This window comes from Mediterraneibacter sp. NSJ-151, from assembly GCF_022487435.1.
GTDB lineage: Bacteria > Bacillota > Clostridia > Lachnospirales > Lachnospiraceae > Schaedlerella > Schaedlerella hominis.
Genome location: NZ_JAKVPP010000006.1, coordinates 57728 through 71037, shown reverse-complemented (window position 1 = coordinate 71037; position 13310 = coordinate 57728). Strand labels below are relative to the sequence as shown.

Sequence of the window (13310 nt, the reverse complement as noted above, 5' to 3'; positions counted from 1 at the left end):
GGGCATTCATATTGCCCTATAATTTCCAACTTTTAATGGATTTTTCTTTTTCCCACATAGTTTTATAAAGAGGCACTGATTGCAATAATTCATCATGTTTTCCGCAGCCCTGCAAAACACCGTCAGATAAAACAAGTATTTGATCTGCATTTTGGATATAGGACAAAGTGTGTGATACAAGGAACACCGTTTTCCCCTTAATCATTTCTTCTATGCCCTTTTGTATTGCTACGGCATTTTCAGCATCCAGACTGGAAAGCGCCTCATCCAAAAGAATGATCGGGGAATCTTTCAAAATTGCCCTCGCAATAGCGACACGCTGACGCTCACCACCGGAAAGGCTTGCACCGCCCTCGCTGATAACCGTTTGATAACCCTGTGGGAGTTTTTCTATAAATTCGTGACAGTGAGCCTTTTTTGCCGCCTCTATTACCTGCTCGTCCGTTGCGCTCTGGTTTCCCATCCGAATATTATTCATCATGGTATCCTGAAAAAGATATACTTCCTGAAAAACGATACTCACATGACGCACCAGATCACTATGCTTTAATGTTGCCGCATCTTTCCCATTCAACAGAATCCGCCCGTTTTTCGGCGTCACGAATCCCAGAATCAAATTAAGGAGAGTAGATTTGCCGCTTCCAGAAGGACCAACCAATGCAGTGATCGTTCCGGGGTTAGCTGAAAAACTTACATGACTAACTGCTTCACGCTTTCCATCATAGCTAAACGATACATTTTCAAACCGTACATCGGCTTGTGTATCGGCAAACTGTGTAATTCCCTGTTTTTCATTTTCAGTCGGCAGGTTGTTAATTTCCGCTATATTATCCAACGATGCGTTTGCAAGATTCATCATTGCAAAGGAACCCATCAGAGCTTCCAGCGGACGGTAAAAAATAATACCCATGATTGCAAAAAACAAATAGGTTGCCGAGGCTAATGAACCAGAACGAACCATTGTAATGCCAACACCCAAACTCAAAAACAGCCCCAGATTCAGGCAGATCTTATAACCCATACTCCAATTCGTCAGCGTCGATTCATAACGGCCAGAAGCTGTGCAATATCCGTCCACCTGATTCTCTACGAGCTTACCGGTTTGTTCCAGCCGGTATGCCTTGATCGTTTCCATACCCTGTACATATTCCAGCGTGGAATCAATCATTGCCACCTGTGCATTTTTCTTCTGCTCTCCCAGTTGAACCATGCTCTTTTGAAACTGCTGGTAGAGGATATAACCGGGGATGATTCCCACAAACAGAAGAAGCGCCATACGCCAGTCCACACTAAGCAGCATCAGAGCAAATACAACCGTCATGATCATGCTGGAAACGAAACCGGCAATAATCTCCATGATATTCATTTCCACAAAACTTAAATCAGTTGTAAACAAAGATGTAAGCTGGCTGATCTTGTCTTTTGTAAAGTAGTATAGCGGAAACTGTTTGATTTTTGCCGCAATCGAAAGGCGTTCATCCCGCATCATGGCATAAGATACCGGGCGCTGTTTTGCAATCGTAAAGTAATAAAAAACAAAATGCAGGACAGTATAAACCAGAAACATAAGGCTATACTGTATCAGTTTTTCCCTTGTAAACGAACCGCCCAAAATATCTTTTATCGCAAGGAACAGCATGAAATATATCGCGCCCTCACAAATTGAGGTCAACGCCTGAAACAGCCACGCAAGATAAAGCTGCTTTTTACGCTCGCCTGCAAGTTCTAAGAATTTCCGTATCATAGCAATCATGCGTTTACACCTCCCATTTTCCATTGATCGGATTGCTCAAAGGCCGCCCACATATCCTGATACGGGGAGCAACATCTTATCAATTCATCATGTGTGCCGCAATCAATCACTTTGCCTTGTTCCAGAACCACAATCGAATCAGCTTCCTTGATACTGGAAAGACGGTGCGCTATTACGAGTACGGTTTTTCCCTCTGATAATTTAGCCAGCGCCTTTTGCAGTAAATCTTCATTGTCGGCGTCAATGTAAGCCGTTGCCTCGTCAAGAATCACAATCGGCGCATTTTTCAGAATTGCCCTTGCCAATGTGATTCTCTGTTTTTCGCCACCGCTCAACTTGGTTTCCTTGTCTATCACTGTGTCATAGTCCTTTGGAAGCCGCATAATAAAGTCGTGACATACGGCATCCTTTGCTGCCTGCATCATTTCTTCCTCCGTGGCCTCTTGGTTTCCCATCATAATGTTTTCCCGGATACTCTTTTTGAACAGGAACGTATTCTGGGTCACAAAGGAGATCTGGGACATCAGATCGGATAGCGGAATCTGGTTCAGCGGTACGCCTCCCAGGCAAATCTGTCCCTCGGTTATATCCCAAAACCGGCAGATCAGGCTGGCCGCCGTACTTTTACCGCTGCCGGAAACACCGACGAGCGCAGTTACTTTTCCATCAGGAACAGTAAATGAGACATCTTTTAATACCGGCTGTCCTTCCCCATAGGAAAATGTAACGTGTTCAAACACAATCGTGTGGTCGGAAAGTTCTGCCTTCGAGGTCATATCCGCCATTTCATCCAGCTTCAGAATTTCGTCTATCTTTTTTGCAACAGAAGCGTTCATGCCGATATAATCAAAGTTATTAGAAACAGTTTCCAACGGAATCAGCATGGCAAGCCCCATAAACAGATACATAATATAGCTGGCCGCTGTCACGCTGCCGGAGAGGTACATCAAACCAGCAAGTGGAAACAAGAACACAAGGTTGCTGTTTAAGTCGGCATGATTGAAAGCAACATATTTCAAGCAGCTTTGAAACCACTCTGTTACAACGGTGCTGTAAGTGCGGATGCTTTCTGACAGGCGGCCATAAGTGGATTCGTCGGCGGCAAATATCTTCAGTTCTTTCATACCGTTGACATATTCCACCGTCTTAACGCTGACGTCGGCAAACGCCTGATTAAATTCGTCCATTTTTTTCATCTGAACGATAATCATAAGAATACCGACAAGAATAAACAGAACGACCGGAATCAGCATGATACCGGCTACCCTAATGTCCAATATCGCCAGCAGGATTTCCATACATAGCGGTACAGCGAGACCAGAAATAATCTCTGGAATGTTATGGGCGTAAAATGTCTCCAACTGTTCCATATTGTCCATAATGATCGTTTTGACCTGCCCGGATGCCGTTGTTTTCACATAGCCCATTGGTAAACGGGCAATTTTACGGAACAGCTTTTTACGGGTTTCCCCCAATGTCTGGTAGGCTACCTTGTGAGAGATTTTTGTGCCGGTTCCAAACAGCAGATGTTTCAAAATGATTGCTACAGCAATCAGGCACACATATTGAAAAAGGTTCTCTGTCCGTTCATCCAGGAAACAGGTCACAATACCCCAAACGCCTAAATAGGGCAGGATGCCGCACAAAACAGACAGGACGCAACAGATCACCGCACCAATCAGGCGGCGCTTATTTTTCTTATCAATTAGTCCAAACAGGGCTTTTACATCACTCATTACAATTCATCTCCTCCTTGCGGAATAGTGAAATTCCAAAATCTGTCCGATACTCCATTTTGCCAACCAGGTATAGCAATAGTTCCATGACTTTAATACGCATAAGGTAATTGCGGTACTGTTCCGGCAGCAAGAGCAGTTCGGTAAAAATATGCTCCACACTTTTTGTTGCGGGTGCTATAAAGCATCCGCCCGCTGTAAAAAGTCCTTGAAAATCCATGTCCTCGTCAAACGCGATTGTTCCCAGCATGATATTCAGGCTGTTTATGATCTGCGGCAGATAAGCCACCACTGAAACACCAACAAAAGGTTCTTCTCCAAAATCACAGCTTTTCAGGTGGCTTGCACCATTGAAAACAGAAATATAATGGTCGCTCATAATCATCTCCAGCTGGTCGCTGAACAGCATATTCACTCGCCCCTGAAAGCAATAGGTGACTTCAATAAAACGATCTATACATTGGATATTTTTTTGAATTGGAGTTGTGATATGAACATTGCTATAAACAATTTCAGCACCAGGCATCACTTCAAAGCTCTGCATGGTGCCTTTCCCAAATTTGGGAGAAATTGTATATATCTTTGAATCCTTTTCAACGGAACAGTTACCAATCAGCTCATGGAAGAACAGGAGGTCATTTTCCATTCTCCTCAAGGTTCTGCCTCCTTTCTGACCGCAAGAAAAAATCATGTAGTCGATGCAGATTGTCGGGGGAAAGTGGGTAATCTTCCTGCTGTTTTCCGTTATCTAAATGAATCACTCTTGTACAGGCTGCCGCTAAAAATTCGTAATCATGGGTTACAACAAAAATTACCTTTCCCATTTTGGAAAGCGTTTGAAATAACCCCGCAACCTGAATCATGCTGTCATAATCAAGTCCGCTAGTTGGTTCATCAAAAATTAAAACATCCTTACAGCATACCATACTGACCGCCACGGCTGCACGCTGCTTCTGCCCCCCGGAAAGTGTATTGGGATGATGAGTACGGTACTCATAAATACCCAGCCGTTCCATTGCCTGTTTTGCTGCATCCAGATCAGGATGCTTAATTCCAAATACACATTCCTTTTCCAATGTATCGGCAAATAACTGATAGCTTACGTCCTGCATCACCATATAGGAGCGTTTTAACCGGCTCTTTGCGTTCAGTTCTTTACCATCCCAAAGAATTTGTCCCGTACAGTTTGTGTGCAGGCCGCATAGTGTTCTGGAAAATGTAGATTTCCCGGCTCCGTTATGGCCGATAATTCCTATGATTTCTCCCGGTGCCGCACTCAAATTCAAATCGTCTAGAACCGGCTTTTTCTTATAGAACAAGGATAAGTTCCTGACTTCCAAAATCGGCTTTTGAGAATTTTCAGCAAAGGCTCTTGGCTGTACCTTTGACAAATCTAAAGCGCGAAGTCCCATACTATGCCGCTGTTCTTCAGGAATAGAAAGAAACTGGCTTGGAGAAAACACAGCAGATATAGCCCCGTTTTCCATATACGCAATGCGGTCAACTAATTCCCTCAGATAATAAATCCTATGTTCTGCAATTAGAATGGTCTTGCCTTGTTTCTTTAGGAGTTCAAGTGTACGCCGCAAATCCTCAATAGCATCCATATCCAGATTGGACGATGGTTCATCTAACAAGTAAATACTCGGAGACATAGCATAGATGGACGCAAACGCCACCTTTTGTTTTTCACCGCCAGACAATTCAAATATGCTTCTCCCGGTCAGATGGGCTATATCCAAATCCGCAACTGTCTTTGAAATGCGTTCTTTCATTTTTTCTCTTGGATAAGTCAGATTTTCCATTCCAAAGGAGATTTCACTGTCTGTATCTACATTAAAAAATTGAGAGCGTGGATTTTGGAATACAGACCCCACATACTCGGACACTTCGTATATGGGATAATCCTGTATATCTTTACCGTCAACATAGGTTGTGCCGGTAACTTCTCCCGGATAAAAGTATGGAATCAGTCCATTCACAAGACGGGTCAATGTGGTTTTCCCACAGCCGCTTCGCCCACACAACAGCACACACTCGCCTTTGTTGATTGTCAAATCAACATCGCGCAGTCCGCCATTTTGTAATGATTCCTGATAGGTAAAAGAAACCTTGTCAAAACGGATCATTAGCCTGCACCCCCTTTCAATTTCAGCCAGATTGACACTGACATAAACAAAGTGAACAGGATAAAGCATACAGCATCCGCAACATTAAAGTGGATTTCCTGCAAGCAGGTTCGGGGCTTCGGATTTTCCAGCCCCCTTGTAACAGCCGCCGCCGATAATTCATCCGCCACTTTCAGTGCTGACATCATCATCGGAACATAGATACATTCCGCTGTTCGGGCCGGATGGGTTAGCAGACTTTTTACGGTTGGAGCTACATCGCGCATCCGCATGGCATCGCTGATATAGCCCCAGTCCTCATGCACCATAGGAAAATAACGGAGCATGACCGTCAGAGGAATAACCATTGCTTTTGGCATATGAATACGGTTCATGGTCGCCATAAATTCATTTACCCTTGTCGTGCTGACTAAAATACCTCCGAGCATGGCACAAGGAAAGATTTTACGGATAAATACGGTAAATGTTACAATCGCAATCTGCAAAGTCCCTGTCAAATAATTTGTTCCAATGATATGCAGAACAACCATTCCCGCATAGATAGCAGCCATTCTTACCGTAAACCGCTTTGCTCCTACAAGGACGCCGAGAATCACAACGCATACAACCAGCGCAATCTCATAGAGTAAAGAGGGCGCAAGGAACAACGCAACATTTCCGACGATCAACAGATATAGTTTTGTGCGAGGGTCTAAATGTAATGTGGCAAGTGTGTCTTTTGTTTGCAGTTGCATCTCCATTACACTACTCCGGCCTTTTCAAAATGCTTTTTCAATAGTTTCTGGCCTACAAGACCGCTGATAGCAGCACAGATCAACACGCCGATAATCATTGCCGGGAGCATCCAGTTTTGCGCGGTTGAAACCATTGTGTCCATATAGGTCTGTTCTGTTCCCTTTTCTACCAAATATTGCACATAGGCGTCGCGGTCAAACCAAAGCATACCGTAGGAGAAAACTGGGCTGAGAACAAAAATCATGTAGGACAACAGGTTACGCCCTTTGTTTCTAAAGTTCCCGGAACCGGCCAGCAGATCGGCCACAACGCCGAGAATACAATATGCCAAACACATAGACCAGTACATACCGAGTACGAACAGTACACCTCCTACCAAAATACCGGTGACAATGATTGGGCCATGCTTCGGCACCTTCGCCAGTATCAGCATATAAACCGGGCCGCACAGCAGCGCAATAGACAGCGGGCAAAGGAAAGTCAGTACAGGGAAGAACCCAAAGATAGCTTCGCCAATCATGGCGCATACCATGTACAAAGCAGCAAGGATGCCGGTGGTAATCAAATCACGCACAGATAGCCCTTTTTTCATTTGTTGTGAATTAGACATTTTCAACGTCCTCCTATTTATTATTTGCTGGCAGAAGCCTCATTGACCTACGCACAAAATCGTGATAGAATTGCTGTGATTAGAGTCAGCTAACCAGCCAGTAATGCCATTCTACTCAGTGATTTTTTTTGTGTCAAATCCGGCAAAAAAGGTCAAAACAGGAGTTAAAAGTGGAAAAACAACCGGATATATCAGTGCTTTTTGTGGTTTTGCTGACAGCCTTTGCGACATTTTGGAGCATAAAAAAAGATACTGCGGATTATTCCGACTACATAAGAAACGGGGGTGAGCAGGATGCAGACCGATTCTACACAGGCCGCGCACGAATTAGGGGATGCTTCTTTTTATCTGCATGATTATCATTTTCGACAGGATAATCATAATGGAATCTGCACCTTGCAGCCGCAAAACAGACAAGGCTATGGAAATATCTATCAGGTTCAACCGACAGATGGATTATTCCTGTCAACCGGAAGCTGGATACCATACGCCTCAATGGAACGTAAATATGAGATCAATCAAAAGCTGGTGAAAATTTATTATTTGGAATCCGGCGGTGTTACCCTGATCCAGAATGGGCGGAAAGCCCAACCCATCACAGAGGGAATCCACCTTTATCTAAATAAGCCGTCACAGGGGCGAGTATTATATCAACCCAATATACCAATCAGCTATGCGTCAGTTTTGCTGTTTGAAGATTACATAGAGAAAAATCTGCAAGACCGTTTTACCCCGGACGATTTTGACTATGCAGAGGTTTATGATTGGAAAGCTTTTGATTATAATACCCCGGAAATTGGAACCCTGTTTTTGCAGATACGGGATAAACTGATTGCTGGCGAAACCTCCCGTCTTTACTACGAAAGCAAAGTGGGTGAACTGCTTTCTATTGTGGCAGGCAACTTTCATAAACAGCGACAGGAGATAGCATCTAAACACCAGTCTCTTTCCAAACAAGAGAAAAAGGCGCTGGAATCTGTACGTCTGGCTATTGAACAGAATATTTTAAACCCACCAGAACTCTCGCAGCTTTGCAAAATAGCAGCAATGGGACAAACTAAACTTCGAGAATCATTCAAAAAAATGTATGGTGTTCCTATTGGGACATACATTCGACAATCCAAAATGAAATATGCTTCACTGTTACTTAAAAAGAATGAATTATCAATTTCATCTATAGCCAAACATTTAGGGTATCAAAACGCAAGTAAATTTTCTAGCGCTTTTAAAAACTATTTTAATCAATCGCCTGAAATTTACCGAAAAAATAATTATAATATGCGTAAAGATTAGAATCACTTGCCATTTTTTTAGAAATTTTTTAATTATATTAATCGAGTAGGAGGCGGTGACTAACCGCCGTCCTCTCACACCACCGTGCGTACCGTTCGGTACACGGCGGTTTCAATAGTTGACGTGCACGGACTGATAGGCTGTGGCTAAATCATAGAAGCCACCGTTTATCAGTCTCTCTTTTGTCATGGCTTTCTTAACTGTTGTCAGATTCGCACAATACCAGTGTCCTCTTCGGCAGTTTGCCGCCATATTCGCATAGTATTCGTGTACTCCCATCTTTATCAGATTTCTTTTCTTTGTTTTTGGAAGTTTCCACTGTTTCCATATACACATGCGTATTCTGTGGTAGAGCCATCCGTTGATCTCTTCGATGTTGTTCTTCATGCTTGCTATTCCGTAATAGTTCAGCCATCCTCTTGCATATATCTTGATTTTCTCAAGGCTTGGCTTGATTGACTGACATCGTTTACGGGAAGACAACGCTTTCAGTCTCGACTTAAACTTTCTCCATGACTTTGGATGAACGCGAACATAAATACCCGTTCCATTCCTTCCCAATGCAAAGCCTAGATACTTAAAATTTCGGATTGCAAACACACTGACAGTACGGCTTTTCTTTCTGTTGACTGTAAGTTTCAGTTTCTCTTCAAGGTATTTCGTACTGCTTTCCAGAAGTCTCTCCGATGCCCGTTTGCTCTTCGCAAGGAGCACGATGTCATCTGCATATCTGACGCATGGGACTCCTCTCTTCAAAAACTCCTGGTCAAACTCATTGAGATAGATATTCGCCAGTAGTGGGGATAGATTTCCTCCTTGTGGCGAACCTTCCTCTGTTTCCATGACTACTCCGTTCTCCATTACCCCGCTTTTCAGATATCGCTTAATCAACTGCACCACCCGTTCGTCCTTTACATTCTTACGGAGTAAGTTAAGGAGAATTTCATGGTTCAGTGTGTCGAAGTATTTTGATAAATCTAAGGATACTGCATATGTGTATCCTTGTTCTGCATACTCTTTCACTTTTTGTATTGCGTCCTTCGCACTTCTGCCCGGACGATAGCCAAAGCTACCATCTGCAAACAGCGGTTCATAGATTGGCACTAACTCTTGCGTGATTGCCTGTTGGATTGTACGGTCTATCACCGTTGGTATACCAAGCTTTCGCACACCACCATCTGGTTTGGGAATCTCAACTCGTCTTACTGGAGACGGAGTATACTTTCCACGATAAATGCGGTCGGTTATCTCTTGTTGATGCTCCTTTAGATATGGAAGAGCCTCTTCAATGGTCATGCCATCAATTCCTGGTGCTCCCTTGTTTGCCTTAACTCTCTTATACGCTCTGTTAAAGTTATCTTTATACAGGATCGCTTCTAAAAGTCTCGGCTGTGCACTGTCTCTTTCTTTCCATATCCGATTGAATGACCTAGACGCTTTCACATACCCTTCATGTTCCGCATTATCTCTTTGCGAACAGCCATTGTTTTCAATGTTTTCTGGCATAGATGGTCATTCCTCCTTTCTCGGTCATACTCAAGACTCCTACTGATTCGGTCCTTCACCTCTCGGCTACTATGACCTCTGCTGACTTCTGTGCGTTCAGCATTGCTTTATGCAGTGGTTACCTCTTTCAAGGCGTACCGCACAGACCTCCCTAGGTACCACACGTTTCTTCCTCTCCATCCATCTGCCTCATTTATCATGCATGATTCCGTGTAGTTATTGGACTTCGACTTGGTAAGCAGCCTTATCCTCATGCATAACCTTATATGAGATTTCTGTTCGTCAGACCAGAGATTTGCCCATGAGTTAGTATGTTCCTCACATCCAGCTTCCTTCAGATTCCATCTCACGATGGACACCCTTGCCTTCGGCTATATCCTTCCCACTACCGGGCGGATTCGGGACTTTAACCCGTTAGAAACGTGCGCCGCTAGGCGCACTCACAAAAAAGAGGCGCTAAGTTTGCACCTCTTTTTATTGTAAAATTCATACTCATTCTCTAATTTGTTTTTTAGTCAAGGTAATCTAAACTATTGACTACTCTCTAAGAGTCAACATATTAATTTTCAAAGTATACCATATCCCATGATCGTTCCGTTATTGATATCGTAGCTTCTCTGGTTCACGGCATCACTGGAGTTTCCCTCTACGGTGTATACGGTACTGCCCTCGGTTTTCTCCACGATTCCTACATGGTCTGAGGTTCCATCTCCGTTCCAGTCAAAAAAGATTAGGGTTCCGGGCTCTGGCGAGTATCCTCGGCTCTTCCATTTTCCCTTGTTCTGAAACCATGCGATTCCGTCATCACACAGAGAGAACTTCGGCATCTTACCGTTTTCGATTAATCCTGCCTGATCTCCACACCAGCTGGCAAAGCAGGCACACCATGCTACATGGCTGTCAAATCCATACCACGACCAGAACTTCTGGCCACCTTCATTTCCAAGCTGGGTAAGTGCCACGGATACAATCTGGCCGTTGCCTCCAAACAGGCCGGCAAACAATCCGCCGCTAGAATAATACCGCAGGACGTGAGGGACATATTCTGGATCCCCATAGGCACTCCAGCCATGTGAAGCCGCCTGTTCATTGGAAAACTGCAAAGCGTTTTCTGCACTGTAGCCCCCATAGTTTCGGAGAGCCCACGTTATGTATCCGTTACCGTAGTTATATCCTTGCAGAGACAGTTTCAGCTTGTCCATGTCCTGGGGACTAGTGCATCCGGCTTCCTTCAGGCAGTCCGCATAATATTGGATTCCCACTTGTATGGAGTAGTCTGCATCCTGGATGGCATTGGGGCTGTTGGAGTACCGGGTGTTGTATGGGCACTCACTGCTCTGCATGGGATCGGTTCCCCGACCGCCGGATTCCTGCATCATGATCGCCTGTATCACCGAGACGTATTCGGGGATTCCATACTGATTGGCGTATTTCTGGATGGTTGATGTGTAGGAAAGGACTTCCTGGCTGAGTGCTTCGCTGCTCTCTGAGCTTCCCGAAAATGCGGCACCGCCAATAATTCCGACTATGATAACCAGAAGCAGAACCATGACCGCTCCGGCGGCTCCCAGTGCAGCTATCATGGACTGTACGGTTTTCGCTGCCGCTTCCACGGCGGCCTTGGCTGCCTTGAAGGTATTCTCCCCTGCCCTTGCCGTTTTCTGTATCCTGCGTACTCCATCGGAAGTCTGCAAAGCTGCTTTCTTCGCCGCCTGTTTCGCTGCCCTTCGTTCCATCTGCTTCTGCATCCGGGCTGTCAGGGCGTCGGAGCTGGCCACACGGAGCTTCTGTTCTGGCTGAATGCTGATCTTCGCAGACGGAGGGGCTGTCTTAATAGTACGCCTCTGTATATTCTTCGGTATCCAGCAGGGCTTCTACGCTCTCCGGCTGGGACTCTTTGGTTTCTTTTTCTTCCAGGAGCAGTTCCATACAGTCCAGAAGCGAGGTCTGGTGTTCCCGGAATCTCCGCTCTGCATTGAAATCGTCCCAGTCGTACTCCCGAAGCTTCTGGATCGTCTCTTCATCCACGCCCTGTTCACGCAGGATCTTCTCTTCCTCTGCTTTCCACTGGTTCCATCTATATTCTTCTTTTGCTTTATTGTAAGCCACTTATGTTTTCCTCCGATCTGAATTTTTGCGAAATCAAATCGGAGTGTGGCGGTGCTCTGGTCCGTTCTTCCTGTCTACAGGAATGTCCGGCATTTCTGCTGTCTCCCTGCAAACACGGATCTCCTTTGTAATCATATCTTTACAAAGGCACAGTGTATCGGATGCACCTGTCAGTTAACGGTCAGGAAACTGTCAATTGACGGTCAGTTTTTATCACCTTCTTTCCAGAATAAATAAAATAAGACGAATAATCTTTTTACGGATCATTCGCCTTACTGTTGTTCGTTTTCTTTATTCAATTCAAATTTGTAACCTATATCCCTGACACTGACGATACAATTCCCAGCACCATCTTCAACAACATTCAGCTTTTTTCTCAGTCGCTTTACCAGACACCAGATGATATTTTTAATATCACCAACAGGATAATCTTTCCAGACAAGCTGGTAAATCTGTTCAAATGTGTATACTCTCATCGGTGTCACCGCTAATAAATATAAAAAATTATATTCTTGTCGTGTTAAATGTAACGCTACATTATTCCAAAATACTTTATGTTTCTTATGATTCATTACAAGTTTTCCCTTATTAATCAGCGTTTCGGATTGCTTTTGAGTTATTTTTTGTTTATTATTTCGTCGTGCCAATGAAAAAATCTGCAGATCTACTTCTTCTGTAGTGCTATTTATATCCATTACACAGTCTGCACCAGCGTATATTAATTCTTTTTTCCATGACATACACAATAAAGAAGAAGTATCCGTCAAAATAATAATTGGTATCTGCGTTATCTTTCTAATAGCAGATATAATATTACTTATGTTCTCTTTATAAAGGATCACTCCTATTATAAGCACATCATAAGAAAATAAACTCAAATTATGCAGTAAAATTTGTAGATTTTCTGCATAATCTGAGTTTATCTCATTGAATAGTTTTCGATATGATTGATTGTCAAAATATGCTAATATCTTGTATTTTGTGTCTTTCATATTTAATCTATTTTAGCAAAGCAACATTTTCTACTTCTTCACAGGAAAATCATCAAATATATTGTCAATTTTTTGTGAAGCAATCTCTCTCATCGCATGCTCTTTCAGTTTTTGAAAACTTTCATCACTGACTGCATGTTCCATACGACAAGCATCAACTTCTGCAATTTGTGGATTAACTCCAACGGATATAAGTTGATGAGTAAAAAAACAATGGCGTTCGTAAATTTTTTCAGCCATATCCCGGCCAAGTTCTGTCAGGTGCAGATAATGCTTTTCATCCATTGTCAAAAAACCGCCCTCTCGCAAAGTTCCTACTGCGTAACATACGCTGGGTTTTGAAACCTCCATGTACCGAGCAACATCCACGGAACGCACCATACCGAGCTTCTTTTGAAGTATAAGCACGGCCTCCAAATAATCCTCTCCGGCAGTATGAAGTTTCAT

Annotated in this window: 11 protein-coding genes and 1 pseudogene; 1 reads left to right on the top strand and 11 read right to left on the bottom strand. The window is 43.7% G+C overall.

The window, feature by feature from the left end:
- Positions 1-16: 16 nt before the first annotated feature.
- Genes LQE94_RS07730 through LQE94_RS07705 form a run of 6 tightly spaced genes read right to left on the bottom strand, consistent with a single transcriptional unit; the run spans position 17 to position 6963 of the window.
- Entirely contained in the window at positions 17-1753 is a 1737-nt protein-coding gene (locus LQE94_RS07730) for an ABC transporter ATP-binding protein (RefSeq protein WP_158293307.1), read from the bottom strand.
- Positions 1750-3489 (bottom strand): ABC transporter ATP-binding protein, encoded by a 1740-nt coding sequence (locus tag LQE94_RS07725; protein WP_240577358.1) that lies wholly within the window; start codon positions 3487-3489, stop codon positions 1750-1752. Before LQE94_RS07725 ends, LQE94_RS07730 begins: the two co-directional genes overlap by 4 nt.
- Positions 3482-4144, bottom strand: coding sequence for a hypothetical protein (locus tag LQE94_RS07720; protein ID WP_240577357.1), 663 nt, complete (start codon positions 4142-4144; stop codon positions 3482-3484). Before LQE94_RS07720 ends, LQE94_RS07725 begins: the two co-directional genes overlap by 8 nt.
- The gene (locus LQE94_RS07715) at positions 4125-5618 is read right to left on the bottom strand and encodes an ABC transporter ATP-binding protein (protein ID WP_240577356.1); all 1494 of its coding nucleotides are present in this window, start codon (positions 5616-5618) and stop codon (positions 4125-4127) included. The genes LQE94_RS07720 and LQE94_RS07715 overlap by 20 nt, the downstream gene beginning before the upstream one ends.
- Complete coding sequence (locus tag LQE94_RS07710) at positions 5618-6358, bottom strand: energy-coupling factor transporter transmembrane component T (protein WP_240577355.1); 741 nt, start codon at positions 6356-6358, stop codon at positions 5618-5620. Before LQE94_RS07710 ends, LQE94_RS07715 begins: the two co-directional genes overlap by 1 nt.
- Positions 6358-6963: an MptD family putative ECF transporter S component gene (locus LQE94_RS07705; protein ID WP_015533385.1), complete on the bottom strand. Its 606-nt coding sequence runs from the start codon at positions 6961-6963 to the stop codon at positions 6358-6360. The genes LQE94_RS07710 and LQE94_RS07705 overlap by 1 nt, the downstream gene beginning before the upstream one ends.
- A gap of 294 nt (positions 6964-7257) precedes the next feature.
- Between LQE94_RS07705 and LQE94_RS07700 the strand changes: the two genes are divergently transcribed.
- Entirely contained in the window at positions 7258-8256 is a 999-nt protein-coding gene (locus tag LQE94_RS07700) for a helix-turn-helix transcriptional regulator (RefSeq protein ID WP_117638850.1), read from the top strand.
- 111 nt (positions 8257-8367) lie between these two features.
- Here LQE94_RS07700 and ltrA read toward each other — a convergent pair whose 3' ends face one another.
- From ltrA to LQE94_RS07675, 5 genes and pseudogenes are all read right to left on the bottom strand, one after another.
- The gene (ltrA, locus tag LQE94_RS07695) at positions 8368-9762 is read right to left on the bottom strand and encodes a group II intron reverse transcriptase/maturase (protein ID WP_240577354.1); all 1395 of its coding nucleotides are present in this window, start codon (positions 9760-9762) and stop codon (positions 8368-8370) included.
- 566 nt (positions 9763-10328) lie between these two features.
- A pseudogene (locus LQE94_RS07690) lies at positions 10329-11618 on the bottom strand (lysozyme family protein); the annotation flags it as partial.
- Entirely contained in the window at positions 11593-11871 is a 279-nt protein-coding gene (locus LQE94_RS16535) for a hypothetical protein (RefSeq protein ID WP_306800648.1), read from the bottom strand. The gene LQE94_RS16535 and the pseudogene LQE94_RS07690, both read right to left, overlap by 26 nt.
- A gap of 272 nt (positions 11872-12143) precedes the next feature.
- Complete coding sequence (locus LQE94_RS07680; RefSeq protein WP_240577353.1) at positions 12144-12863, bottom strand: winged helix-turn-helix transcriptional regulator; 720 nt, start codon at positions 12861-12863, stop codon at positions 12144-12146.
- Positions 12864-12893: 30 nt separating this feature from the next.
- Positions 12894-13310, bottom strand: coding sequence for a metal-dependent transcriptional regulator (locus tag LQE94_RS07675; protein ID WP_240577352.1), 417 nt, complete (start codon positions 13308-13310; stop codon positions 12894-12896).